We start from the raw sequence: 25,426 nt of genomic DNA, 5'->3' as shown, positions 1-25,426 counted from the left end.
TGTTGAAATTGTGCGGATGCGCTTGTTGCTGAAGCCACGCTGATGGTGGCGGCGGCCTGGGTCTATCCCGCCAGCCTGCGCGAGGACGGGGCATAGACGAACCCTGAGAAAAGCCGACGGGCGGTACGCACCACCGATGCCTGCAGGGTCTTGCCATCGACGCCGCTACGCGACAGCGCCACGTCGATGCCACCACTGGGATGTTCGATGCGCACCTGCTCCAAGTGTTGTGCCCCCTCGCCGAGCAGGTCGCCGACCACCGTACCGGCGCTGACGCAAGCCGTGGCCAACCCGACGGCGCCGGTGATCGCCAGGGCCCGGTGGCAATTGTGCGGCATGAAATAGCGCACCTGCACTGTACCGTCATGCCGAGGTGGCGCGACCAGCACCGGCTTGGGAATCACCATGCCGCTGACATCACCCAGGCCCATGGCCTTGCCAGCCTTCAGGCGCAAGGCTTCCAGGCGCTGCAGCAAGGCATTGTCGGCATCCAGCTCGGCCGGGGTTTCCGAGCCGGTCACGCCCAGTTGCCGGGCGTCGACGATCATCATGGGCATCGCCATGTCGATGCAGGTGACCGGCACGCCGTCGATCACATCCTGAGGTTTGCCCGTAGGGAACAGCTTGCCGGTCTTGCTGCCCACTGCATCGAGGAACGTCAGGTGCACCGGGGCCGCCGTGCCAGGGACGCCGTCGATCGCCGTGCGCCCTTCGTAGCGCACGATGCCACCAGGCGTTTGCACCAGTGAATCGACGAAGGTTCCGGTATTGAGGTTGCGGATGCGTACCAGGGTCTTGCCGTCGTTGGCCTTGACCAGCCCTTGCTCGATGGCGAACGGCCCGACGGCGCACAGCATGTTGCCGCAGTTGGGCGCGGTGTCGACGCGCCGCTGGGCGACCATCACCTGGACGAACAGATAGTCGACATCGGCATCGGCGTGCAACGACGGGCTGATGATCGCCACTTTGCTGGTCTGCGGGCTGCCGCCACCGATGCCGTCGATTTCCAGCTCGTGTCCGGAGCCCATCAGGTTGATCAGCAACTCGTCGCGCTCGACCACGTTTGCAGGCAGGTCCCAGGCGTGGAAGAACGGCCCTTTGGAGGTACCGCCGCGCATGAGTACGCAAGGAATTCGTTGCATGATTTCGCACTCTTGTTGATCAATGGACATCATTGATGTTGTGAGCAAAAGAGTGACAGGGATGGATAAATCAATCCAATGCAAATATCGTAGTCATTATTGCGATGCAAGCATCAATAATCGAACGGCCCACTGAGCGATGCCTGATGGAATATGAACTGCAAGATATAAGATCTTTCGTGAAAATCGCCGAACTTGGCAGCTTTCACGAGGCTGCAGAAGCGCTGCACTTGTCCCAACCCGCCCTGAGCCGACGAATCAAGAAGCTCGAGGAAGGGCTCGGTACTTCGTTACTCGAACGCACTACGCGCCGGGTCAGCCTGACGAGCGTGGGTCGGGATTTCCTGCCCAAGGCCAGGCGCCTGCTGGATGATTTCGAGGATTCGATCCTGAGCATCCGCGAACTGGCCGAGCGCCAGACGGGGCAGGTCACCCTCGCTTGCATTCCCACGGCAGCGTTCTACTTTCTGCCCTCGGTGATCCGCGACTACAACGCGCAGTACCCGAAGATCCGCATCCGCCTGCTGGACCTCAGTGCCAACGATGGGCTGGAAGCCGTACTGCGCGCAGAGGCCGATTTTGGCATCAACATGATGAGTGGCCAGCATCCGGACATCGAGTTCGTCTCGCTGGTACAGGAGCATTTTGTGCTCGCATGCCGCCGGGACCACCCGTTGGCCAAGCGCGAGTCGGTGACCTGGGCCGAACTGGCCGACTACCGCTTGATCGGGGTCGGTCGCCTGAGCGGCAACCGCATGTTGCTCGATCATGCGCTAGCCGGCCTGAACCTTCGTCCTCAATGGTTCTACGAGGTCCAGCACCTGTCGACCTCGCTGGGCATGGTCGAGGCCGGGCTGGGGGTCTCGGCCATGCCTAGCCTGGCCATGCCCAGCGCCGACCATCCGACGTTGGTCAGCGTGCCGCTGGGCGAGCCGCAGGTCAGCCGCACGCTGGGCTTGGTGTTTCGTCGCGGTGCGTCGCTGTCGCCGGCGGCCGAAAAGTTCGTATCGATCCTCTTGCAGCAATGGCCCAATCGCTGACCCCTGGACCGATGGCATGCCGGATCCGCGCAAAGTTCATCAGCACCTGCGCCGCGGAGTGCATAACGTATGCGGCTATTGACCGCCCTTGAAATCCAGGGTGCTCTGTTCACTTGTCCCTGCGGAGTTTTCCTTGGCCTCGCCTGCTCATGAACGTTCGCTCGATGGGTTGAATTTTTTCCTGGCCGATGTCCGTGATGGGCTTGGGCCCTACCTGGCGATCTACCTGCTGGCGGTGCACCATTGGGAGCCCGGCAGCATCGGCCTGGTCATGACCTTGGCCAGCGTCACGGCATTGCTGACCCAGACGCCAGCTGGCGCGCTGATCGACAGGACCACGGCCAAGCGCGCCGTGATGGCCATCGCCGCGCTGCTGGTGACCGGCAGTTGCCTGGTGCTGCCCTGGGTCACCAGCGTCGCGCTGGTGACGTTGACCCAAGCCATCAGCGCGCTCGCCGGTTCCGTGTTCGCACCGGCCATCGCTGCCATTTCACTGGGCCTGACCGGGCCCCGGGCATTCACCCGGCGCATGGGCCGCAACGAAACCTTCAACCATGCCGGCAATGCCTGCTCGGCGGTGCTCGCCGGCGGGCTGGCCTACCTGTTCGGACCGGTGGCGGTGTTCTACCTGATGGCGGCGATGACTGTGGCCAGCCTGATCGCCATCAGCCGAGTGCCGGCGACAGCCATCGACCATGACCTCGCGCGCGGCCTTGACCCGCGGCCGCCGGGCCAGCATGCCCACCCCGCCGGCCTTGCCGTACTGTTGCACAATCGCCCCTTGCTGCTGTTCGCCGTGTGCTGCGCGCTGTTCCATCTGGCCAACGCGGCAATGCTTCCGCTGGTGAGCCAGAAGCTGGCTCAGGCCAACCTGCAGTTGGCCACGCCGCTGACCTCGGCGTGCATCGTCGCGGCGCAGCTGGTGATGGTGCCCATGGCGCTGCTGGCCGGCGCCAGGGCCGACCGCTGGGGACGCAAGCCGCTGTTGCTCGCCGGCTTTCTGATCCTGCCGCTGCGTGGCGTGCTTTACGTGATGTCGGACGATCCGTTCTGGCTGGTGGCCGTGCAATTGCTCGATGGCATCGGCGCCGGACTGTTCGGGGCATTGTTCCCGGTAGTGGTCAAGGACCTCACCCAAGGCAGCGGGCGCTTCAATGTCAGCCTTGGCGCATTGTCCACGGCCTTCGGCCTGGGCGCGGCGCTAAGTCCCGGTGTCGCGGGGCTGGTGGTACAGTCCGCAGGCTACGACGCGGCATTCCTGACATTGGCGGGCATCGCGACTGCAGCGTTGCTTCTGCTTTGGCTGGCCATGCCGGAGACCCGCCGACCTGCCAGCGATGCCAACGCCGAGCAAGCCCCTCCCCTTCACTCCCCTTCCGGAAACTGAGTCCTCGCATGCCTGTCGCTGAGTCATCCCTGATCATCTGGTCGGTTGCGGCCGCGGCCACCGCCCTGGTCATCCTTCGGCCGGGACGCGTGCCCGAATATGTCTGGGCGATGGGCGCCGCCTTAGGGCTGACGGCCTGCGGCCTGATCCCATGGCGCCTGGCCTTGGCGGCAATCGCCGAAGGAGGCGATGTCTACCTGTTCCTGACCGGCATGATGGTGCTGGCCGAGCTGGCTCGCCAGGAAGGCTTGTTCGACTGGCTGGCCAGGTACGCGGTGCAGCATGCCAGGGGCTCGGGCCAACGCCTGTTCGACCTGGTATTCCTGGTCGGTACACTGGTCACCGTGTTCCTGTCCAATGACGCCACCGCTGTGGTGCTGACACCGGCCGTGTATGCGGCGTGCAAGGCGGCCAAGGCCGAGCCGCTGCCCTACCTGTTCATCTGCGCCTTCATCGCCAATGCCGCCAGCTTCGTGCTGCCCATCTCCAACCCGGCCAACCTGGTAGTCTTCGGCAGCCAGATGCCACCGCTGCTGGAATGGCTGCGCCAGCTCACCCTGCCCTCGCTGGGCGCCATCGCCATGACCTACCTGGTACTGCGCGTGACCCAGCGCAAGCGCATCCGTCAGCCGCTGGCCGTGGCCATCGAGATGCGCCCCCTGTCGGCCGGCGCCCGGCTTTGCGCGCTGGGCCTGATGTTCACCGGCACCCTGCTGTTGACGGTATCGGCACTGGACGTGCCGCTAGGGCTGCCGACATTTTGCGCAGGCATGGCCACCACCGGGTTGATCCACCTGCGTCAGCGGCGCAACCCGGCGCCGTTGCTGCGTCACGTGGCCTGGGGGGTCCTGCCCTTGGTCGCAGGATTGTTCGTGCTGGTGGAAGCCGTGGCCCACACCGGCGTGATCGACCGTCTTGCCCAATCGTTGGCCGCCCTGGCGCAACAGTCGGCAGGCACGGCAAGCTGGACGGCGGGCGTGACTGCGGCCGTGGCCAGCAACCTGATGAACAATCTGCCCACCGGCCTGATCGCCGGTTCCATCGGCCACCTCGTCGAACTGCCCCGGCAGACCACCGCCGCCTTGCTTATCGGCGTCGACCTGGGACCGAACCTGTCGATCACCGGCTCCCTGGCCACGCTGCTGTGGCTGGTGGCGATCCGCCGCGAGGGCGAGCATGTCGGCGCATCGAGTTTCTTGCGTCTGGGCGTGCTGGTAATGCCCCCGGCACTGCTGGCGGCACTGTTGCTGCTGGCCGTCTGAACCCGGCCTTCAGAACACCACCGAACGCCGCTGCTCCGCTGTCGCCACCACCCTGCCGCGCTTGAGCACCATCAGCCGCGCGGGCAGGTCGAGGATCACGTCGCTGACACGGTGGGTGTCCATCAGCACCAGGTCCGCGTCGTTGCCCACCGCCAAGCCATGGCTCTGCAAACCCAGGGCCTTGGCCGGGTTGCTGGTGAGCATCGGCAGCACCGTGGCCTGGTCGTCCGCCCCGCCCAGGTGACAGGCGGGGATGGCCAGCTGCGCGATATGCAGCAGGTCGCCGGTGCCGTAGGGAGTGAAGGCATTGCGGATGTTGTTGGTGGCCAGGCACACGTTCACTCCGCCATCGCGCAAGGCTCGCACCGGGGTCAGGGTGCGCCGCACATTGTGGCTGTCGCCACGGGCGCCCAGGTGCAGGTCGGTGGCCGGCAAGCACATCACGCTGATGTCGGCTTCGCGCAGCAGCGCGATGATACGCGACTGGCGCGCTGGTTCGACGGCCGCCAGGCTGGTCAGGTGGCCGACGCTGACGCGCCCTTGGTAGCCTGCCGCGAGGGTCCGGCGGGCCACGTATTCGATGGTCATGTGCTCGGCGTCGTCGGCGAAGTCCTGGTGCAGGTCGATGTCCTTGCCATAACGCTGGGCCAGGTCGAAGACGAAATCAATGTGCTCGTGGGGCGATACGTCGTTGTAGGGAATGCCGCCGACCACATCGGCGCCCTTCTCCATCGCCTCGACCATCATCGCTTTCATGCCGGGCAACTTGAGGATGCCTTCCTGGGGAAAGGCGACCACCTGGATATCGATGACATCGCGGAATGTTTCCCGTAGCTGCAGCACCACATCCAGGCCAGTAAAACCCTGGGCGGGGTCGAACTCGGCGTGGGCACGGACATGGGTGGTGCCGGCCTGCACCAGCGCGCGCAACACCTGCGTCGAGCGCTCGCGGATGTCTTCGCGGGTGAGCGTGGGCTTGAGCTCGGCGGTGACGGCGATCGCTTCCTTCAAGGTGCCGGAGCGGTTGGCCTTGCGTTGCATGACATTGGCTTTTTCCAGGTGCAGGTGGCCTTCGACGAAGCCTGGGATCAGGACATTGCCATTGCCTTGGATTTCCTGGGTTGCCGTTGCGGTGATCGTCGGGGCGATTTCAGTGATCTTGCCGTTGTGCACGGCCACATCCATCAAGGGTTTTGCATCGTCGATGCGGACATTTCTGATGATCAGGTCCATGCCGTCGTTTCTCGTAATCAGTCATTACGGTCGACACCCTGTACTCGCGATGTTGGACAACGCGGTGGATGGCACCGGCCTTGCCGGTGTTCGCGGGGCAAGCCCGCTCCTACAGGGGGCCAATATCGTCTGTAGAAATGGCCCGGCCACCCTGTGGAGACCGGGCCATGTCCCTATGAGCGAATCAGAACGGTTTGGTCGGCAGGTACTTGCCATCCAGGGTGATCACAGCGCGGGAACCGCCTTCCGGATCATCGACCTTCTTCACATCCAGCTTGAAGTTGATGGCGCTGATGATGCCGTCGCCGAACTTCTCGTGGACCAGCGCCTTGAGCGTGGTGCCGTACACCTGCAGCATCTCGTAGAAGCGATAGATCGTCGGGTCGGTCGGCACGCCACCTTCGATACTGCCGCGCAGTGGGATGGTCTGCAGCAGTGCGATGCCGTCGGCGTCCAGACCGAGCTTGTCACCCACCACCTGGGCGGCGCTGGCCGGCAGCGGGTGCTGGCCCAGCAGCGCGGCGGTGACGAAGGCTTCGGACAGGCCGGTGCCATCGGTGATCTGGGCGAACGACAGGTCCTTGCGGGCCTTGGCCAGGAGGATGACCTCGCTCAGGGCAAGACGGGCGTTCTGGCTGATTTGCGACTGGATCATGGGAGTGTCTCCTTGGGTTGAAAATCGGGTTCAGGCAACGTGCCGGGAAGCGTGGGAAACAGCGCGGACGTCTGGGTTGTCCGCCAGGGATACGAACTGGCCGGTGCGTCCGTCGAAGGCGTCGATGCGGCCGCTCTCGATGTCGTAGATCCAGCCATGCAGGGCCACGCGGCCCTCTTCCAGGGCCAGGCGCACCGAGGGGTGGGTCTGGATGTTGGCCAGCTGGGCGATCACGTTCTCTCGCACCATGGCCTCGACCTTGGCGTGAGGGGTTTGATGCGGGCGGGCTTCGTTGACCACACGGGCGGAGTCGGCGTAGCGCAACCAGCCGGCCACGGCGGGCATGTGGTCCAGGCACTTGCAGGTGGCGATGGCAGTCATGGCGCCGCAGTCGGAGTGACCGCAGATGACGATATCGGCCACTTGCAGGGCGGCGACGGCATACTCGACCGAGGCCGACACCCCGCCGGGTTCAGGGCCGTAGGACGGCACGATGTTGCCGGCGTTGCGGATGACGAACAGGTCGCCCGGCTCGCGCTGGGTGACCAGCTCGGGCACCAGGCGGCTGTCGGAGCAGGAGATGAACAGCGCCCGCGGGCTTTGCTGGGTGGCCAGGTCCTTGAACAGCTTGACTCGCTCGGGGAAGGCGTCGCGCTGGAACTTCAGGAAGCCGTCGATGATGTCTTGCATGGCTGATGCCTCAGTGTCGCGGTGTGTGAGGCAAAGGTTAGGCGGTGCGTTACATAAGGTAAAAGTCTCATTTATGATGAATGGCATCAGATTATCTTATGGAGAGAAGCATGCTCGCCCGGCATATCCAGTACTTTCTCGCGGTCGCGCAACACCATAGCTTCACTCGGGCGGCGGCAGCCCTGCACGTCTCCCAGCCCGCGCTTTCGCAGCAGGTCAGGCAACTGGAGGAAAGCCTGGGGGCGCAGTTGTTCGATCGCTCGGGGCGCACGACTCGGCTGACCGATGCCGGCGAGGTCTATCTGCGCTATGCGAAACGGGCGTCGCAGGAACTGCAGGAGGCCAGGCGCGCGATCCATGATGTGAGCGACCTCAGCCGAGGGTCATTGCGGGTGGCGGTGACGCCGACCTTTACCAGCTATCTGGTCGGCCCCTTGGTCGAGGCCTTCCACAGCCGGTACCCGAATATCACCCTGAACTTGCGCGAAATCGCCCAGGAGCACATGGAGGAACTGCTGCTGGCGGACGAACTGGATGTCGGTATCGCCTTCGATGAGCCCCACGCCCAGGACATCGACACCTACCCATTGCTGGTCGAGACACTGGCGCTGGTGGTCGGCAGCCAGCACCCATTGGCCCATGCACGCGCCATCGGGCTACAGGCGCTGAACGACGAGTCGATGATCCTGCTCAGCGCCGAATTCGCCACTCGGGAGCAGATCGAGCGCTATTGCCGGCAGCACGGCATACGCCCGCAGGTGCGGATGGAGGCCAATGCTATCGGCGCGGTCATCGAAGTGGTGCGCAGGACGACGCTGTCGACGCTGCTCCCCGCCAACATCGTCCTGGCGCATGACGACCTGACCGCCATCGCCCTCGACCCCTTGCGCCTGCAACGCACGGCCGTGCTCATGCAGCGCAGGGGTGTCTACCAGGCCGCGGCGGCGCAGGCCTTCCTGGCGCTGGCCAAGGAGGTGGCCGCACAGCTGGAGCGCAGCTGAGGCTCAGCTCAATTGCGCAATCAGCACCGCATTGGTGTAGATCAGGCTGCCGTCGCTGGCCCGATGCCCGACCAGGTGGAACTGGCCGCGCTCGTCGTCGCTCAGGTAGACACGCAGGCGGCAGTCGGACAAGGGGCCATAGCCTTCAGGCAAGACCAGGTTCAGTGTGTCCATGTCGACATCCACCATCGCTTCGGGCTCGTGGCTCTGCTGCAGGCGCTCTTCGGCCTGCTCCAGCGCCGTGTGGGCGGCGCCCTGGATGTCAAAGTGGATGTCGCCCACCGGGGTGGACCTGCGGTCACCGTCACCTTTGCACCAGCCTTCGATCGTCAGGGTACTCATGATCAATCCTCATGCTGTGGAGCGTTTCTGATCACTGCTGAAGGGGTTGACCCTGACGGGAATCGAATCGTTCAGGTTTCCGGGGTACCTCCCGCTCAGGGCGCGAGCACGATGCCACGGGCTGCTTCGGCCGGATCACCGGCACCGCGCTCGAGCAGATAGCGCGCAGGCGGCTTGCCCATGGCCTTGCGGAACATGGTGACGAAGCCACTGGCGCTTTCGTAACCCAACGCCAGGGCCACCGCCTGCACACTCTCGCCCTTGGCAAGGCGTTGCAACGAAAGGATCACATGAAGCTGCCGCCGCCAGCGGCCGAAACTCATGCCGACTTCCTGCAGCAACAGCCGGCTCATGCTGCGCTCGCTCATGCCGATGCGCCGGGCCCATTCGCCGATCGGCGCTGTGCTCGCCGGGTCGGCCAGCAGTCGCTGCGCCAGCTGGCGCAGCCTGCGGTCCTGGGGCATGGGCAGGTGCAGGTCCTCGACGGGGGCGGCGCACAATTCGTCCAGCAACGTGGCGATCAGTCGCGCCTCGGGCCCGCGCTCGGCGTACAGCGCCTCGAAGCCCGTCGCCTTGAGCAACAGTTCGCGCAACAGTGGCGACACCGCCAGCGTGCAGCAGGTGGTCGGCAGATACTCGACCGCCTCCGGCTCGACGAACAGGCAATGGCATTCGGTTTCTCCCGAGCCACGGGTCGAATGCAGCAGCCCCCCTGGGATCCACACCGCGCACTGCGGCGGCACGATCCACACCCCGGTCTCCACCTCACAGTTGAGAATGCCGCGCACCGTGTAGATCAACTGCGCCTTGCGATGACGGTGAGGGGCAAGCTCCCAGTCCTTGCCTACGCGGGACGCGCACAAGGCGATGACCTGACGTGGAATGCCATCGACATCCCATGGGCTGGCCAGGGTTTCGGGGGTGATTGATTCCACGATGCTGCTCATTGCTCGAAGCTGACGCATTGGCCGAAATGAAAAACAGAATGACAAGATTTCGCAATGACGTCCATGAGTCACGTGGTTATCGTGCATCTGGGTCGCCGATGTCGGTTTTCCAGAACGGCGACCACGCATCAACACACGCAGAGGATCAGACAGATGCTTTTGGATTCCACCTATTTCCCGCTGGTCTGGATGGATACCGGTAATGCCACCATCGATACCCGCGATGAAGGTTTCGCAGCCTTCGAAACGCTGCTGGCAGGCGCCGAACCGTTCGTCTTGCTGGACGCGGAACGCGCCAGGCAAAAAGCCAATGGACATACCCATGACGAACAGAAACAACTGTCACTGTGGATGAAGCGCCACAAGGCCGCGCTGCGCACCTACGTCCGGGGGCAGATCCTCATCGAGCCGGATGCCGACAAACAGGAGGCCGCTCAATTGTTCGCAGCCAAGTTCGAAGCCTTCTGGGGCTACCCCCTGCATATCGTCGCCACCCAGGAAGAAGCCTTCAAAGTGGCGAACCAGCTGCTGGCGAAGTGAACACAGGGAGGGCTCGCCATGGGTCTGGTCGCAATCAACACCGTCGAGATCATCCCGGCCATCGGTTCGGCAGCGGTGCTCCAGGAGAGGCTGGAAGGCTTGTTGGAGGTGTTGAACCGTACCTCGGGATGCGTGGTGTACAGCCTCAAGTACGCAGCCTTGCCGAGTGAACGCTGGATCATCACCGGCCACTGGGACTGTGTCGAACAGATGACCGCGCACTTCAAGCTACCGTGCCTGGCCATGCTCTTCGATCTGACCGCGCAACGGCTGGCGACGGGGCTTTGCTTCCGAACGTTCAAGGCCATGGCGCATTGAGCGATCAGGTGGCGCCATGGAAGGCCTTCGCCAATGCCGCCTGCATGTCCCGCGCCTGCGCCTTCAATGCCTGGCAAAACGGTTCCAGCACCGCCGATGCCGGGCGCAGCTCCGGCCGGATCAACATCACCTGGTACGGCACCGAGAGGCTCAAGCGGCGAATCGGCAAGCCCCCCTGCCCCGCTTCCAGCCCGCTTAGCGGATTGATGATCGCCACCCCCAGGCCCTGCCGGACCATCGCGCACACCGACGCCGCGCTGGTGGTCTCGATGATCGTGCGTCGGTTCACCCCTGCTTCGCGGAAGTGCCGGTCAAGCTGTTGCCGGTAACTGTCCAGGCTGGCCAGGTTGATGAAGTCGACCTCGTGGAAATCCTGCAGCGCCAGCACCGGCTTGGCCTGCAATGGGTGGTCTTCGGGCAGCACGCAGACCATGTCGGCACTGAACAGCAGCTCCCCGACCGCCCCCCTGAGCACCTGCCCGGTTTCGGTCAGGCCCAGGTCGTGCTGCTGGGCCACCAGCGACTCCTCCAGCAGCGGCGACTCCTGGGCGGTGATGCTTACGCTCACGCCCGGGTGTTGCTGGTGAAACGCCTTGCAGGCCTTGGGCAGCAGGGTTTGCGAGAACAGTGGCAGGCAGGTGATGGCCAGCCGGCCCTGTTCGAAGTTGCGGATGGCCTGGGCGAAGCGATCGATGCGCTCCAGGCCGACGAAGGCGCGCTCGACCTCCTCGATCAGCAGCAAGGCCTGGGCCGTGGGTGCCAGGCGCCCGCCTTCGCGTTCGAACAGGTTCAAACCGGTGACCTGCTCCATGCGCGCCAGCTCGCGACTGACGGTGGGCTGCGAGGTGAACAGCAGGCGCGCGGCGCCGGTGACACTGCCGGCAGCCATGATGGCGCGGAACACTTCGATGTGGCGGATGGAGAGTTTCATGGGGGCATGCAACACCTGAACGTTTGGCAGGGACCTGTAGGAGCGGGCTTGTCCCGCGAACACCGGCAACGCGGTGGATGGCACCGGCTTTGCCGGTGTTCGCGGGACGAGCCCGCTCCTACAGCAGTCGAATGTATATCAAATACGGATGACCTTCTGAAAATTATCTATTTTTATGAATCATCCAACTCACTCAAGATCGGTGCATCCATTACAAGGAACACCACCATGACCACCACCCTCCTGGCCCAGGCCGTCCGCCAGCACGGCTCGCCACTGTGGGCCTACGACGCCCAGACCATCCACCAGCGCATCGACCAGCTCCTGCAGCACTTTGACACGGTCCGCTTCGCGCAGAAGGCCAACCCCAACCTGCATGTCCTGCGCCTGATGCGCGAACGTGGCCTGGTGCTCGATGCCGTGTCGCTGGGTGAGATGGAGCGGGCTTTCGCGGCCGGGGCGACGGTGGACGGTGACCCGGCCGGCGTGGTGCTGACCTGCGACGTGCTGGACCAGCCGACCCTGGCCCGAGTGGTCGAGACGAAGATCGAAGTGAACGCCGGCTCCATTGACATGCTCCGCCAGCTGGGCGAGCACTCCCCCGGGCACCGGGTATGGCTGCGCATCAACCCGGGTTTCGGCCATGGCCACAGCCGCAAGACCAACACCGGTGGCGAGAACAGCAAGCACGGCATCTGGCACGAGCAACTGCCCGAGGCGCTGGCTTGCGTGAAAGAAAACGGCCTGCACCTGGTCGGCGTGCACATGCATATCGGCTCGGGCGTGGACTACGAGCATCTGGAACAGGTGGCCGGCGCCATGGTCGGGCTGATCGGCAAGCTGGGCGTGGACATCGAGGCCTTCTCCATCGGTGGCGGGCTGTCCACGCCATACCGCAGCGACGACCAGCCGGTGGACCTGCAACGCTACGCCCGCACCTGGGCGGTGGCGCGGGCGGAAGTTGAAACCATGCTCGGCCATCCCGTGCGCATGGAAATCGAGCCGGGGCGCTTCCTGGTGGCGGAGTCGGGTTGCCTGGTGGCCGAGGTGCGTGCCGTCAAGCAGATGGGCGACAGGCACTACATACTGGTCGATGCCGGCTTCAACGACCTGATGCGCCCGGCGATGTACGGGGCCTACCACCGCATGAGCCTGTTCGATGCCGTGGGCCGGCCAGTGAGCCGTCCGCTGCAACCGACCGTGGTGGCCGGGCCGCTGTGCGAGTCGGGGGATGTATTTACCCAGAACGACGAGGAGCTGACCCCGCAGCAACTGCCAGAGGCCAAGGTGGGTGACCTGCTGGTGATTCATGACGCGGGGGCTTACGGGGCTTCGATGTCGTCGAACTACAACAGCCGCCCGTTGCTGCCTGAGTTTCTGGTCGAGCAGGGCAACCTGCGCATGATCCGTCGGCGCCAGACCGTGCAGGAGCTTTTGGCACTGGAACTGGGTATTTAGCGCCCAGCTCTACCTGTGGGAGCGGGCTTGCCCCGCGATACGATGCGTGGCACCGGCTTCGCCGGTGGTCGCGGGGCAAGCCCGCTCCTACAGGGCCGGCGTCACCAGCCGGTACCCTACCCCCGCCTCGGTGACGATGAACCGCGGCGCCGTGGGATCGTCCCCCAACTTCTGCCGCAGGTGCCCCACCACGATGCGCAGGTAGTGGGTGTCGTCCACATGGGTCGGCCCCCAGATGTCCTTCAGCAGCTGCTGCTGGGTGATCACCCGCCCCGGGTGCCCGGCCAGTTGCGCCAGCAGCGCATACTCCTTGCGCGTCAGCGCCACTTCCACGCCATCCAGGGTCACCTTGCGAAAGGCGAAGTCCACTACCAATGGCCCGAAGCTCGCGGCAGACGTCGCACTACCGACCTGCGGCGCCTGGCGCAGCAAGGCCCGCACCCGGGCGAGGAACTCCTGGATGCCGAATGGCTTGGTCACGTAGTCGTTGGCCCCGCCATCCAGTGCATCGACCTTCTGCACCTCGCTGGCACGTACCGACAGCACCATCACCGGCACCGTGCTCCATTCACGCAACTCGCGCAACACCTGCTGGCCGTCCATGTCCGGCAGGCCCAGGTCGAGCACCACCAGGTCAGGCTTGTTCAGCGCGGCCTGGGCCAGGCCCTCGCTGCCGGTGGCGGCTTCGAGCACCTTGTAGCCCTGGGACGCCAGGCTGATGCGCAGGAACTTGCGGATCTGCGGCTCGTCGTCGATGACCAGCAGAGTGGCGGCTTGGCTCATGGGGCTTCACTTTCAGTATCGGGTTGGGTCGGCAGCGGCAAGCATAGAGTGATGCAGGTGCCGTGGCCATCGATGCCATCATCGACCAGGATGCGGCCGCCATGGGCACCGATCATGCCCTGGCAGATCGCCAGGCCCAGACCGGTGCCCTGCCCGCCCCGGTCGCCGCGGGCAGCGGTGTAGAACATGTCGAAGATCTTTTCGCGCTCGTCCGGGGGAATGCCTGGGCCTTCGTCGGCGACAGCGAAGCACAGCTGCTCGTCGCGCACCGAGACCTGCAGCTCCAGGCGGCCCTGCGGCGGGGAGAAACGGGCGGCGTTCTCCAGCACGTTGATCAGCGCCTGCTCGATCAACGCCGCGTGCACGAACAGGAGCGGCAGCTCCGGCGGCACTTCGGTGTGCACGCGCAGGGGCGCCAGCACCACGCGCAGGCGATTGAGGGCACTGCCGACGATATCGGCCGGGGCCACCCAGTCGCGGGCCAGCTTGAGGGTGCCGTGGCCCAGGCGGGTCATGTCCAGCAGGTTCTGGATGTAGCGATCCAGGCGCTCGGCTTCGTTGCGGGTGCCTTCGAGCAGTTCGCGGCGGTCGTCCGGGGGAATCGCGTCGCCCAGGGCCAGCAGGCTGTCGATGCTGCCGCGCATGGAGGTCAGCGGGGTGCGCAGGTCGTGGGATACCGAGGCGAGCAAGGCGCTGCGCAGTTGCTCGGTTTCGCCATGCAGGCGCGCGGCTTCCAGTTGCTCGCCAAGGCGTGCGCGGGCCAGGGCCTGGGCCAGGGGTTGCGCCAGGGCCTTGAGCAGACGGCGGCGCTGGGCACTCAGCGGCTCGCCATCGCGGGGACGTATGCCGAGCAGCGCCAGGGGTTGCTCTTCCACGGCCAACGGCCACCACCACCAACGACCGTGAGGCAAGGTATCGCTGCCAAAGCCTGCGGCCTGGCCATGCTGCCAGGCCCATTCGGCGGCGGCGCGCTCGTTGTCGGTGAAGGCATGGTTGCCACCGCTGGCGACTTGCAGCAAGCCATCGGCACTGCGCTCCAGCAGGCACACCTGCACGTCCTGCCAGCCGTCCATATGCTGGCCGGCGGCGCTGAACACGGCCTGGCGGTCGGTGGCCACGGTCAGGCGCCGCGACAGGTCGAGCAGCTGGTTGGTCTGCGCCTGGGTCTCGCGCAGGGCCTGCAGCTGGCGGCGCTGGCGGGCGGCCAGGTTGCCAGTGAGCGCCGCCATCAACAGGAAGAACACCAGGGTCAGCACATCCTCCTCGCGCTGGATAGCGAAGGAGAAGTTCGGCGGGATGAACAGGAAGTCGTAGGTCAGGAACGACAACGCCGCGCAGGCCAGCGCCGGGCCCAGGCTGCTGCGCACCGCTACCAGCAGCACGGCGGCGAGGAACACCAGGGAGATGTTGGGCAACGCCAGCATGCTCGACACGGCCCAGGCCAGGCCGGTGGCCAGCACGGTGGCGAACAGCGCCAGCAGGTAGTGACGCCACACCCACACACGCTTGACCGCCGCCCGCGCCGCTTGCGGCTGGGCGTCGCGGTCGAGGACGTTGATCTCCAGGCCGTGGCTCTCGCGCAACAGGCGCGCGGCGACGCCGGCGCCGAAGAAGCGCCGACGCAGCAGGTCGCGGGACTGCCCTACCAGTACCAGACTGGCGCGACGCTCGGCGGCGTGCTGGATCAGCGTACGGGCCACTTCACCGGCACGCAGCAGCACCACTTCGCCGCCCAGGCGCTCGGCCAGTTGCTGGGCGGCCTGCAGGCGATGGCGGGCGGTTTCGTCGCGCAGGCGGCCGTTGTCCACATGCACCACGCTCCACGGCAGATGCCGGCGCTGGGCCACGCGGCAGGCGTGGCGCACCAGCCGTTCGGCCTGGTCGTCGCCATCGATGCCCACCAGCAGGCGCCCACGCAAGGCAGGAGCCTCCTGGCCGCGCTGGCGGTAGCCGCTGGCCAGGTCCGCGTCGACCTGGGCGGCGGCGGTCTGCATGGCCAGCTCGCGCAGGGCGGTGAGGTTGGTCTGGGAGAAATAGGCCTCGATGGCCGCCCGCGCCTGCTCGGGCACGTAGACCTTGCCCTCGCGCAGGCGCTCGAGCAACTCGCGGGGCGGCAGGTCGATCAGTACCAGCTCGAAGGCTTCCTGCAGCACCCAGTCGGGCAAGGTCTCGCGCACCTGCACGCCGGTAATGTCGCGGACCTTGTCGTTGAGGCTTTCCAGGTGCTGGACATTGACCGTGGTGTACACATCGATGCCGGCGGCGAGCAGCTCCTGCACGTCCTGCCAGCGCTTGGCGTGGCGGCTGCCGGGGGCGTTGGTGTGGGCCAGTTCGTCGACCAGCACCAGAGGTGGCGCGGCCTTGAGCAGGCCGTCGAGGTCCATTTCCTCAAGCATCACGCCGCGGTATTCGCTGCGCAACAGCGGTTGCTGAGCCAGGCCGCCGAGCAGGGCCTCGGTCTCGGCGCGGCCGTGGGTCTCGACCACCCCGGCCACCACGCGCACGCCCTGGCGTTGCTGGGCGTGGGCGGCCTGCAGCATGGAAAAGGTCTTGCCGACCCCGGGCGCGGCGCCGAGAAATACCTTGAGCCTGCCCCGGCCTTCCCGGGGCAGGCCCGCCAACAACGCGTCGGCGCGGGCGGAGTCACTCATGTTTCATCCTTTTTTGCCTCATTACGCGGTCGATGTAGGAGCGGCCTCGTGCCGCGAAAGGGCTGCATAGCAGCCCCAGGTGATCTGCGGTGAGGCAACAATCGCTGGGGCCGCTGCGCGGCCCTTTCGCGGCACGAGGCCGCTCCTACAGGGGTGTCAGTGCGCGGCCACAGGCGCCAAGCGCTCCAGCGCCTGGTTCAGCGCCAGCACATTCACCACGGGCGGCCCGACCAGTGGACGCAGGGTGGCCTCATTCACCAGCGCTTGCAAGCGTTCCACCGGTACCTGCCGTGCCGCCGCCACACGCGGCAGCTGGTAGGCGATGGCCTCGGGCGGCAGGTGCGGATCCAGCCCGCTGCCCGAGGTGGTCAGCAGCGCTTGAGGCACCGGCCCCTGCTGCCCCTGGTACTGCGCGGCGGCATCAGTCTTCACGCGCTCGGCCAGCGCCGGGTTGCTCGGCGCCAGGTTGCTGGCGCCACTGGCCACGGTGGCATAGGCGCCCGCCGAAGGCCGCGACTTGAACCAGGCGTCGCCCTTGAACTCCTGGGCAATCAGCGCCGAGCCACGCACCTCGCCGCGGTCATCGCGCACCAGGCTGCCATTGGCCTGGCCAGGGAAGGCGACCTGGGCGATGCCAGTCACCGCCAGGGGATACAGCGCGCCGGTGACCAGGGTCATCAGCAGGACCAGGCTCAGGGCCGGGCGTACATAAGCGGTCATATCAGCCTCCTCAGACCAGGTGCAGCGCAGTGAGCAGCATGTCGATCAGCTTGATCCCGGCGAACGGCACGACGATGCCGCCCAGGCCGTAGATCAGCAGGTTGCGGCGCAGCAGGTGGGCAGCGCTGGCGGCCTGCACCCGCACCCCGCGCAAAGCCAGGGGGATCAGCACGATGATGATCAGCGCGTTGAACACGATGGCCGAGAGGATCGCGCTCTGCGGGCTGGCCAGGTGCATCAGGTTGAGCACGCCCAGCTGCGGGTAGATGGCGGCGAACAGCGCCGGCAGGATGGCGAAGTACTTGGCCACGTCGTTGGCGATGGAGAAGGTGGTCAGCGCACCGCGGGTAACCAGCAGCTCCTTGCCCACCTGCACCACGTCCAGCAGCTTGGTCGGGTCGCTGTCCAGGTCGACCATGTTGGCGGCCTCGCGGGCGGCCTGGGTGCCGTCGTTCATGGCCATGCCCACATCGGCCTGAGCCAGCGCCGGGGCGTCGTTGGCGCCATCACCGCACATGGCGACCAGACGGCCGTCGTTCTGCTCCTGGCGGATGCGCGCCAGCTTCTTCTCGGGGGTGGCTTCGGCCAGCACGTCGTCCACGCCGGCCTCGGCGGCGATGGCGGCGGCGGTCAGCGGGTTGTCGCCGGTAACCATCACGGTGCGGATACCGAGCTTGCGCAGTTCGGCGAAGCGTTCACGGATGCCGGGCTTGACCACGTCCTTGAGATGGATCACGCCGAGCAGGTGCGTGTCGACGCACACCAGCAGCGGAGTGCCGCCGCTCTGGGCGATGCGCTCCACTTCACGGGCCAGGGCGGCGGGCAGCTCCAGGCGTTGCAGGCCACAGAAGGCCAGCACCGCGTCGACGGCGCCCTTGCGGTAGCGGCGCTGCTGGAAATCGATGCCCGACAGACGGGTCTCGGCGCTGAAGGCGATGGCTGCGTACTGCTCGGTCAAAGGCTCGGCGAAATCGTGCAACTGGCGCAAGTACTCGACGATCGACTTGCCCTCGGCGGTGTCGTCGGCCAGCGAGGCGAGCAAGGCGCCCTCCCCCAGCTCCTTGGCGGTCACCCCGGAGGCGGCGTGCAGGGCGCTGCAGCGGCGGTTGCCGAAGGTGATGGTGCCAGTCTTGTCGAGCATCAGGGTGTGCACGTCGCCGGCTGCTTCCACCGCACGGCCGGAGCGGGCGATCACGTTCAGGCGCACCAGGCGGTCCATGCCGGCGATGCCGATGGCCGACAGCAGGCCGCCGATGGTGGTGGGGATCAAGGTCACCAGCAGCGCGGCGAGGAAGATCAGCGGCAGCTCGCCACCGGCGAAGCGGGCGAACGGCTGCAGGGTGACCACCACGATCAGGAAGATCAGGGTCAGGCCGATCAGCAGGATGTCCAGGGCAATCTCGTTGGGGGTTTTCTGGCGCTTGGCGCCTTCGACCAGGGCGATCATGCGGTCCAGGGTCGACTCGCCCGGGTTGCTGGTGATGCGGATCAGCAGCCAGTCGGAGACCAGGCGGGTGTTGCCGGTGACCGCCGAGCGGTCGCCGCCGGACTCGCGGATCACCGGGGCGGACTCGCCGGTGATCGCCGACTCGTTGACCGCGGCGATGCCTTCGAGCACCTCGCCGTCGCCGGGGATCATCTCGCCGGCCACCACGCGCACCACATCGTCCTTGCGCAGCTGGGTGGCGGCGACGCTCTCGAAGCTGCCGTCGCTCTTGCGGCGCTTGGCGGTCAGGCCCTGGCTGCCGGCCTTGAGGCTGTCGGCGCGGGCCTTGCCGCGGCCCTCGGCCAGGGCTTCGGCGAAGTTGGCGAACAACACGGTGAACCACAGCCAGACGGCGATCTGCACCGCCACGCCGGTGCTCACGCCGCTGCCGGGCACCAGGCACAGCACGGTGGTGAGCACGGCGGTGAGGGCCACCACCAGCATCACCGGGGCGCGCTTGAGCTGGCGCGGGTCGAGCTTGACGAAAGCCTGGACCAGCGCCGGGCGCCACAACGCGCTGAAGCGGGTCTGGTCCTTGGCGCCTTGACGCGCCTTCACTTCGGGAATGGGCATGTTCATTGTGTATTCCTCAGAAACCCAGGCTCAGGTGTTCGGCAATCGGCCCCAGGGCCAGGGTCGGCAGGAAGGTCAGGCCACCGACCAGCAGGATGGTCACCAGCAGCAGCGTGGTGAACAGCGGGCCGTGGGTGGGGAAGCTGTTGAGGCCTTGCGGCGCGCTCTTCTTCGCCGCCAGGCTGCCGGCCAGGGCCAGCACCGGCAGGATGTAGCCGAAACGGCCGATCAGCATGGCCAGGCCGATCATCACGTTGTGGTACACCGTGTTGGCGCCGAAACCGGCGAAGGCCGAGCCGTTGTTGGCGGTGCCGGAGGTGTAGGCGTAGAGCAGCTGGCTGAAACCGTGGGCGCCGGGGTTGGTCACCGCGCCGGCCGGCCCAGGCAGGCTGGCGGCGATGGCGCCGAGGATCAGCACGCCCACCGGCATCACCAGCAGGCTCGCCACCAGCAGTTGCACTTCACGGGCCTGGAGTTTCTTGCCCAGGTACTCCGGGGTGCGGCCGATCATCAGGCCGGCCAGGAATACCGCGATCAACACGAACAGCAGCATGCCGTAGAGGCCGGCGCCGACGCCGCCGAAGATCACTTCGCCAAGCATCATGTTGACCATCGCCACCATGCCGGTAATCGGGTTGAGGCTGTCGTGCATGGCGTTGACCGAACCGTTGGAGGCGGAGGTGGTGGTCACCGTCCACAACACGGAGCCGGTGGTGCCGAAGCGGCTCTCCTTGCCTTCAAGCGGCGCGCTCTGCTGTACCTGGGCGCTTTGCAGGGCCGGGTTGGGCTGGTGCTCCGACCACAGCGCGGTGCTGCCGCCGATCAGGAACAGCGCCAGCATGCAGGCGATGATCGCGCGGCTCTGGCGCAGGTCCTTGACGTAATGGCCGAAGGTGAACACCAGGGCCACCGGGATCAGGATGATCGAAGCCACCTCGAACAGGTTGCTCCAGGCCGTCGGGTTCTCGAACGGGTGCGCCGAGTTGACGCCGAAGAAGCCGCCGCCGTTGGTGCCCAGCTGCTTGATGGCGATCTGGCTGGCGGCCGGGCCCAGCGGGATGGTCTGGTCGGTGCCTTGCAGGGTCACGGCGTGGACGTAGTCGGCAAAGGTCTGCGGCACGCCCTGCCAAACCAGCAGCAGCGCCAGCACCAGGCACAGCGGCAACAGGCCGTAGAGGGTGGCGCGGGTCAGGTCGACCCAGAAGTTGCCCAGGGTGGTGGCCGAGCGACGGGCGATACCCCGGCACAGGGCGACCAGCACGGCAAGGCCGGTGGCGGCGCTGACGAAGTTCTGCACGGTCAGGCCGATCATCTGGCTCAGGTAGCTGACCGAGGCTTCACCGCTGTAGGCCTGCCAGTTGGTGTTGGTCATGAAACTGACCGCGGTGTTGAACGCCAGCGACCATTCCTGGCCCGGCAGGTGCTGCGGGTTGAGCGGCAGGCTGCCCTGCAGTTGCAGGACACCGAACACCATCAAAAAACCGACCAGGTTGAAAGCCAGCAGGGCCAGGGTGTACTGCTTCCAGCTCTGCTCCTGGTCGGCGCGCACGCCGGCAACGCGGTAGCAGCCCCGCTCCACCGGGCCGAGGAGCGGCGACAGCCAGGTGCGCTGGCCTTCCATCACCTTGTAGTAGAAGCGACCGAGCCAGGGCGCCGGCAGCAGCACGATGGCGAAGAACGCCAGCAGCAGCAGGTAATCGTAACTGTGCATGGTCGCCCCTTAGCCGCGGTCGGCGCGCAGCAGCGCCACCAGCAGGTAAACCGCCAACGCCACCGCCAATAGCAGTGACAGCCCGTCGAGCATGTACATGAGTGAATCTCCCCTTGGTGCGGCGTGAGGGCCGCTTTGGGGAAATTGTCCGAGGGAGGGGCGTAAAGGGGCGAGATCGGGGGTGGGGCCGGGGCATAAAGAATGCGTAAAGATCAGATACACCGGATCGCTTCACGGGCCCATTCGCGGGTAAACCCGCTCCCACAGGTGCTGCGCCAAGCTCAAGGGCTGCGCTGTACCTGTGGGAGCGGGTTTACCCGCGAAGAGGCCCGAAAGGTCAACGTTGCGGCGTGTGCTGCGCCGAATTGCGGCTCCAGTCCAGCAGCAGGCTGTACCCCACCGCCAACAGGGTCGGCCCGATAAACAGGCCAATGAAACCGAACGCGATCAGGCCGCCGAACACCCCCAGCAGCACGATCACCAGCGGCAGGTTGCCGCCCCGGCTGATCAGGTAGGGTTTGAGCACGTTGTCCACGCCACTGATGATGAACGTGCCCCACACCCCCAGGAATACCGCCATGCCGTAGTCACCCTTCCATACCAGCCAGGCGGTGGCGGGGATCCAGGCCAGCGGCGGACCCATGGGGATCAGGCTGAGCATGAAGGTCACCAGGCCGAGCACGATGGCCCCCGGCACGCCGGCGATCAGGAAGCCGATCAGCGCCAGCAGGGCCTGGGCCGCGGCGGTACCGATCACGCCGTTGACCACCCGTTGCACGGTGCCGGCCACCAGGTCGACGTAGTACTCGGCGCGCTCGCCCACCAGCCGTTGCAGCAGACGATGGACGAAAGCTGCCAAGCGTGGCCCGTCGCGGTAGAAGAAGAACACGAACACCAGGCTCAGGGTCAGCTCCAGCACCCCGCCGCCAATCTGCGCACTGCGTGCCAGCAGCCAGTTGCCGACCTGGCCCAGGTACGGCTTGGCCGAGGCCAGCAAGGCCGCGCCCTGCTGGTCGAACGACTCCCACCAGCTCACCAGGCGCTCACCGACGAATGGAATGCCCGCCACCCAGGCGGGCGCGTCCGGCAGGCCATCGACCTGCACGTCGCGAATGAACGCGGTGGCATCGCGCACATGGTCGGCCAGGTTGAAACCCAGCCACACCAGCGGCAGCGCCACCAGCAGGATCCACACCGTGGTCAGCAGGCTCGCGGCGAGGGTTTCGCGCCCACCCAGCACACGGGTCAGCAGGCGCATCAGCGGCCAGCTGGCAAAGGCCAGGATGGCGCCCCACAGCAGCGCCGAGATGAACGGTGCCATCACCCACAGCGCGGCCCCCAGCAGGGTCAGCAGCAGGATCTGGATCAACAGGCGGTCATTGTTGGCCATGGTGGCGCTCACTCAACGGATCAGTTCCAGGTGCAGGCCCTCGGTCGGGGCGTCACCGACCTCCAGCCGCGCGCTGCGCACGCCGGCCTTGACCAGCTGCTCGCGCCAGGCCTCGGCGCCCTTGCCGCTGAGGCTGACGCGCAGGGTGCTGTCGAGGTTCAGGCTGCGGGCCAGCAACGTTGCCCAGGTAGCCTGGGGCTCGGCCAGATCAGGGTAGTCGAGCTTGCCGGTATCGCGCAGTTCGCGCAGCACCGTGGCGGCAGTGGGCAGCAGCTCGCCCAGCGGGCTGCCGGCGACGAACTCCTCGACATGCAGATAAGCACGGCGGTTGCCGCGAGTCACGCTGTACAGCGCCACCAGGGTGTCGGCTTCCTCGGCTGAGCGACGCAGCAGGATGAACGCTTGCTGCTCGTCACCGCCATTGAGCCGGGCATTGGCGAACACGTCGTTGGCCCACAGGCTGGCCTCGCCGCAATCGCGGCCCTGGCACCAGAACAGTGGATAGCCGCCCTCCTGCTGCAGGGCCTCGCGGGCGCTGGTGAAAGCTTCGCGGGCGCTGCGCTCGACCGGCAGCTCATAGGTCACCGAGCTGACCTGGCCACGGCTCTCGACCTTGTCGTCGACCCGCAGGCGGCCGCTGATCTTGCGCAGCGGTCCCATGGGGTAGACCCGCTCCTGCTCCACCGCCGGGCGCTGGTCGACCACCTTGGCGTCAGGCGGTACCGGCAGGCTGCCGGCCCACAACAGGGGGCTGGCGATGGCGAAGCAGGCGGCAATGGCGCCGCGAACGAAAACAGGTGCGCTCATCGACCGCCCTCACAGGTGGCGGGGCAAGGCGCGTGGATGTCTGGCATGTACATGGTTGTCTCCCTTTCAACCCGCCAAGCCTCGACACTTGTCCGGTGCAAGTCAAGGAATGCCAAAGAAGCGATTGAAACAGTCTGCGACAAGGGCCGCGCCCTCGGCGTCGTTCAGGTGCAAGTGGTGGCCGCCCGGCAGGGTCACCCGCTCGAAGGGTAGCTGCTCCAGCAATTCCGTGTGGCGCGCCAGCATGCCGTCGGCGGCCACCACCAGGCAGGCCGGGCAGGCGATGCGTTTGACGAAGGCCATGGCCTGGTCCTGGTTCAGGCGGGTTGGCGAGGGCAAGGTGAGGCGGCTGTCGCTGCGCCAGCTGTAGCCGCCGGGCACCGGTATCAGGCCGCGCTGGGCCAGCAGTTCGGCAGCTTCGCGGCTGACCGCGACCATGCCCTTCATGCGCGCCTCGACGCCCGCCTCCAGGGTCGCGTACACCGATTTGCGCTTGCCCTCCAGGCGCAGTTGCGCCTGCAGCGCCAGCCCCAAGCGCTCGGCAGCGTCCTGTTCGCTGAGCGTCGGCGGAATCACCCCGTCGATCAGCGCCAGGTGGCTGACCCGCTCGGGCAAGGCCCCGGCCAGCTGTACCGAGATGATTGCGCCCAACGAATGACCGAGCAGACCGAAGCGCTTCCAGCCCAGTTGTTCGGCAACCCGCAGCACGTCATGGGCGTAGTCCGCCAGGGCATAGCCGGCGCCGACCGGACGATGCTCGGAGTAGCCATGCCCGGCCAGGTCCAGGGCGACGATACGCAGCCCCTTCAGTTGCGGCGCCAGGCGAGCGAAGCTGTTGGCGTTGTCCAGCCAGCCATGCAGGGCGATCACCGGCAGGCCGTCAGCCGGGCCGAACAGGTGTGCGGCCAGCTCGATATGGCCCAACGTCAGGCGGATCTCCTCGACCTGGGCGCTCATGCCTGGCTCCAGCGGTCGAACAGGCCCTTGATCAGGCCAGCGGTGTCGGTGGGCCGCTCCAGCGGAAACATGTGCCCGCCCGGCAGGCTGTGGTACTCGCCCTTGGCCATGGCGCGCACGGCCAGGGCGTGGTGTTTGCGGATCACCCGGCTCTGGGCGCCGCGTACCATCGCCAGCGGCACCTGCAACTGGCGTGGCCGGGCCGGGCTGACATGGGGAATGCTGCGGTAGATGCTGATCTCGGTGGCCGGGTCGAAGCGCAGGCGCAGGCCCTCCTTACCCTGCTCCAGGCCATGTTCCAGGTAGGCTTCCAGGCAGTCCGGGTCGAAGTGGCGGAACAGGGTCTTGCCGGCGAAGTAGCGGCGGGCGCTGTCGCGGTCGGGAAATGCCTCGCGCCGGCCCAGGGTGCGCCCGGCCGGGGTGATGCGGTCGATGAAGCCCAGGCGCTTGGCGGCCTGGATCAGCCATTCATCGGCACGGGTCAGCACCGGCGAGTCGAGCATCACCACCCCACGGTAAAACTCCGGGCGGCGCAGCGCCGCATGCAGGTGCAGCACGCCGCCCAGCGAATGGCCGACACCCCAGACCGGCGCATCCTGCTGCTCGAGGTGATGCAGCAGTTCGTCCACCAGGTTCTGCCAGTTGTCGTTGACCGGAAAACGCGGGTCGTGGGCGTGCTGCGCCAGGTGATGCACCTCGTAGTCCGGCTCCAGGGCGGCGAACAGCTTGCCGTAGGTGGCCGAGGGGAAGCCGTTGGCGTGGGCGAAGAAGATCTGCTGCGACATGGCCGCCTGCTCTGCACGAGGGATGGATAGCCCATTGTCGGCAAGCCGGACCCTGGCGGCAACGTTCGGAAAGGTCATCGCCGGTGGCGATCAGGTCATTCAGCAGCGCTCGAGGCTGGCCAGCGAACGGTGCAGGCAGGCTTGCATGTAGCCCAGTTGCCACTCCAGGGCCTGGCGGCCCAGGCTGCAGTCGTTCTCATTGTCAGCCAACCGGCGCAGGGCCAGACAGCTGGTCTGCAGCAGGTGCGCCATGCGGATGCTGGCCTGGCGCAGTTGCTCGAACTCATGCTGGCCTTCGAACCGGCGTATCAGCTCATCAAGCTTGGCATCGGCGATGTCCTGCATCAGGCGATACTCGGCGAAATCCAGCCGACCATCGTCCGTCAGCTTGTCGAGCAGCCACTGCGGGTCGACCGAGCGCACCAGCGCCATGCGATAACGGCTCACTCACCACTCCCTGTGCCTGTCGGCCCCATGAATCATTCACCGCGCCACGCTACTTGGGCCGCCTCCCGGCTGGCAACTGACAGAAATACCAGTTGCCAGGGCTCAGCCCAGCCCTTTCAAGGTCTTGATACTTGGCGTCCGGCTTGGACTTGCCGGGGCTGCTTTGCAGC

The 25,426-nt window shown here is 66.3% G+C and carries 25 protein-coding genes; 7 read left to right on the top strand and 18 right to left on the bottom strand.

Annotation, left to right across the window (positions count from 1 at the left end):
• Positions 1 to 62: 62 nt before the first annotated feature.
• Positions 63 to 1,142: a 4-oxalomesaconate tautomerase gene (locus NMG10_RS12485; protein WP_028690500.1), complete on the bottom strand. Its 1,080-nt coding sequence runs from the start codon at positions 1,140 to 1,142 to the stop codon at positions 63 to 65.
• A gap of 146 nt (positions 1,143 to 1,288) precedes the next feature.
• Here NMG10_RS12485 and NMG10_RS12480 point away from each other — a divergent pair, with 146 nt between their 5' ends.
• The 3 genes from NMG10_RS12480 to NMG10_RS12470 all read left to right on the top strand — a co-directional run bounded on the left by NMG10_RS12480 (position 1,289) and on the right by NMG10_RS12470 (position 4,831).
• Entirely contained in the window at positions 1,289 to 2,182 is an 894-nt protein-coding gene (locus tag NMG10_RS12480) for a LysR family transcriptional regulator (RefSeq protein ID WP_028690499.1), read from the top strand.
• Between the two features lie 133 nt (positions 2,183 to 2,315).
• Positions 2,316 to 3,569, top strand: coding sequence for an MFS transporter (locus NMG10_RS12475; RefSeq protein ID WP_254464451.1), 1,254 nt, complete (start codon positions 2,316 to 2,318; stop codon positions 3,567 to 3,569).
• Positions 3,570 to 3,577: 8 nt separating this feature from the next.
• Positions 3,578 to 4,831, top strand: coding sequence for an arsenic transporter (locus NMG10_RS12470; protein ID WP_232856358.1), 1,254 nt, complete (start codon positions 3,578 to 3,580; stop codon positions 4,829 to 4,831).
• A 9-nt stretch (positions 4,832 to 4,840) separates the two neighbouring features.
• On the opposite strand, the gene NMG10_RS12465 is transcribed toward NMG10_RS12470, so the two are convergent.
• From NMG10_RS12465 to NMG10_RS12455, 3 genes are all read right to left on the bottom strand, one after another.
• Positions 4,841 to 6,064, bottom strand: a complete 1,224-nt coding sequence (locus NMG10_RS12465; protein WP_232856359.1) for an amidohydrolase family protein — start codon at positions 6,062 to 6,064, stop codon at positions 4,841 to 4,843.
• Between the two features lie 184 nt (positions 6,065 to 6,248).
• Complete coding sequence (cynS, locus tag NMG10_RS12460) at positions 6,249 to 6,719, bottom strand: cyanase (protein ID WP_186714928.1); 471 nt, start codon at positions 6,717 to 6,719, stop codon at positions 6,249 to 6,251.
• A 30-nt stretch (positions 6,720 to 6,749) separates the two neighbouring features.
• Positions 6,750 to 7,409: a carbonic anhydrase gene (locus NMG10_RS12455; protein ID WP_186733909.1), complete on the bottom strand. Its 660-nt coding sequence runs from the start codon at positions 7,407 to 7,409 to the stop codon at positions 6,750 to 6,752.
• Between the two features lie 110 nt (positions 7,410 to 7,519).
• Here NMG10_RS12455 and cynR point away from each other — a divergent pair, with 110 nt between their 5' ends.
• Positions 7,520 to 8,410: a transcriptional regulator CynR gene (gene cynR / locus NMG10_RS12450; protein WP_254464450.1), complete on the top strand. Its 891-nt coding sequence runs from the start codon at positions 7,520 to 7,522 to the stop codon at positions 8,408 to 8,410.
• A gap of 3 nt (positions 8,411 to 8,413) precedes the next feature.
• Here cynR and NMG10_RS12445 read toward each other — a convergent pair whose 3' ends face one another.
• Both NMG10_RS12445 and NMG10_RS12440 read right to left on the bottom strand, forming a co-directional pair.
• Entirely contained in the window at positions 8,414 to 8,752 is a 339-nt protein-coding gene (locus tag NMG10_RS12445) for a hypothetical protein (RefSeq protein WP_254464449.1), read from the bottom strand.
• Between the two features lie 95 nt (positions 8,753 to 8,847).
• Positions 8,848 to 9,699: a helix-turn-helix domain-containing protein gene (locus tag NMG10_RS12440; protein WP_232856361.1), complete on the bottom strand. Its 852-nt coding sequence runs from the start codon at positions 9,697 to 9,699 to the stop codon at positions 8,848 to 8,850.
• Between the two features lie 54 nt (positions 9,700 to 9,753).
• Between NMG10_RS12440 and NMG10_RS12435 the strand changes: the two genes are divergently transcribed.
• Positions 9,754 to 10,239, top strand: coding sequence for a hypothetical protein (locus tag NMG10_RS12435; RefSeq protein WP_254464448.1), 486 nt, complete (start codon positions 9,754 to 9,756; stop codon positions 10,237 to 10,239).
• Positions 10,240 to 10,257: 18 nt separating this feature from the next.
• Positions 10,258 to 10,557, top strand: a complete 300-nt coding sequence (locus tag NMG10_RS12430) for a hypothetical protein (RefSeq protein WP_234560528.1) — start codon at positions 10,258 to 10,260, stop codon at positions 10,555 to 10,557.
• A 4-nt stretch (positions 10,558 to 10,561) separates the two neighbouring features.
• On the opposite strand, the gene NMG10_RS12425 is transcribed toward NMG10_RS12430, so the two are convergent.
• Positions 10,562 to 11,488: a LysR family transcriptional regulator gene (locus NMG10_RS12425; RefSeq protein ID WP_254464447.1), complete on the bottom strand. Its 927-nt coding sequence runs from the start codon at positions 11,486 to 11,488 to the stop codon at positions 10,562 to 10,564.
• A gap of 228 nt (positions 11,489 to 11,716) precedes the next feature.
• Between NMG10_RS12425 and lysA the strand changes: the two genes are divergently transcribed.
• Positions 11,717 to 12,946, top strand: a complete 1,230-nt coding sequence (gene lysA / locus NMG10_RS12420; protein ID WP_254464446.1) for a diaminopimelate decarboxylase — start codon at positions 11,717 to 11,719, stop codon at positions 12,944 to 12,946.
• 87 nt (positions 12,947 to 13,033) lie between these two features.
• Here the strand turns inward: lysA and NMG10_RS12415 are convergent, their stop codons facing one another.
• The 11 genes from NMG10_RS12415 to NMG10_RS12365 form a co-directional block, all read right to left on the bottom strand.
• The gene (locus tag NMG10_RS12415; RefSeq protein WP_232856366.1) at positions 13,034 to 13,729 is read right to left on the bottom strand and encodes a response regulator; all 696 of its coding nucleotides are present in this window, start codon (positions 13,727 to 13,729) and stop codon (positions 13,034 to 13,036) included.
• Positions 13,726 to 16,380, bottom strand: a complete 2,655-nt coding sequence (locus NMG10_RS12410; RefSeq protein WP_254464445.1) for a sensor histidine kinase KdpD — start codon at positions 16,378 to 16,380, stop codon at positions 13,726 to 13,728. Before NMG10_RS12410 ends, NMG10_RS12415 begins: the two co-directional genes overlap by 4 nt.
• Before the next feature lie 156 nt (positions 16,381 to 16,536).
• Positions 16,537 to 17,100, bottom strand: coding sequence for a potassium-transporting ATPase subunit KdpC (gene kdpC / locus NMG10_RS12405; protein WP_232856368.1), 564 nt, complete (start codon positions 17,098 to 17,100; stop codon positions 16,537 to 16,539).
• Positions 17,101 to 17,110: 10 nt separating this feature from the next.
• A complete protein-coding gene (gene kdpB, locus NMG10_RS12400) occupies positions 17,111 to 19,165 on the bottom strand; it encodes a potassium-transporting ATPase subunit KdpB (protein WP_254464444.1) in 2,055 nt (684 codons plus the stop codon).
• Between the two features lie 10 nt (positions 19,166 to 19,175).
• Positions 19,176 to 20,870: a potassium-transporting ATPase subunit KdpA gene (gene kdpA, locus NMG10_RS12395; RefSeq protein WP_254464443.1), complete on the bottom strand. Its 1,695-nt coding sequence runs from the start codon at positions 20,868 to 20,870 to the stop codon at positions 19,176 to 19,178.
• A gap of 9 nt (positions 20,871 to 20,879) precedes the next feature.
• The gene (kdpF, locus tag NMG10_RS12390) at positions 20,880 to 20,969 is read right to left on the bottom strand and encodes a K(+)-transporting ATPase subunit F (protein ID WP_011534724.1); all 90 of its coding nucleotides are present in this window, start codon (positions 20,967 to 20,969) and stop codon (positions 20,880 to 20,882) included.
• Between the two features lie 238 nt (positions 20,970 to 21,207).
• Positions 21,208 to 22,260 (bottom strand): AI-2E family transporter, encoded by a 1,053-nt coding sequence (locus NMG10_RS12385; RefSeq protein ID WP_254464442.1) that lies wholly within the window; start codon positions 22,258 to 22,260, stop codon positions 21,208 to 21,210.
• A gap of 12 nt (positions 22,261 to 22,272) precedes the next feature.
• Positions 22,273 to 23,067 (bottom strand): DUF4892 domain-containing protein, encoded by a 795-nt coding sequence (locus NMG10_RS12380; protein ID WP_203651834.1) that lies wholly within the window; start codon positions 23,065 to 23,067, stop codon positions 22,273 to 22,275.
• Positions 23,068 to 23,169: 102 nt separating this feature from the next.
• A complete protein-coding gene (locus NMG10_RS12375) occupies positions 23,170 to 24,024 on the bottom strand; it encodes an alpha/beta hydrolase (protein ID WP_232856372.1) in 855 nt (284 codons plus the stop codon).
• Entirely contained in the window at positions 24,021 to 24,809 is a 789-nt protein-coding gene (locus NMG10_RS12370; protein ID WP_232856373.1) for an alpha/beta fold hydrolase, read from the bottom strand. Before NMG10_RS12370 ends, NMG10_RS12375 begins: the two co-directional genes overlap by 4 nt.
• 99 nt (positions 24,810 to 24,908) lie before the next feature.
• Positions 24,909 to 25,256, bottom strand: coding sequence for a hypothetical protein (locus tag NMG10_RS12365; RefSeq protein ID WP_203651830.1), 348 nt, complete (start codon positions 25,254 to 25,256; stop codon positions 24,909 to 24,911).
• Positions 25,257 to 25,426: the final 170 nt, after the last annotated feature.

This window comes from Pseudomonas sp. DVZ6 (assembly GCF_024259445.1).
In the GTDB taxonomy this organism is placed as follows: Bacteria; Pseudomonadota; Gammaproteobacteria; order Pseudomonadales; family Pseudomonadaceae; genus Aquipseudomonas; species Aquipseudomonas peradeniyensis.
Note: the sequence above shows the minus strand (reverse complement) of the source record. Positions and strands in the feature narration are given on the sequence as shown.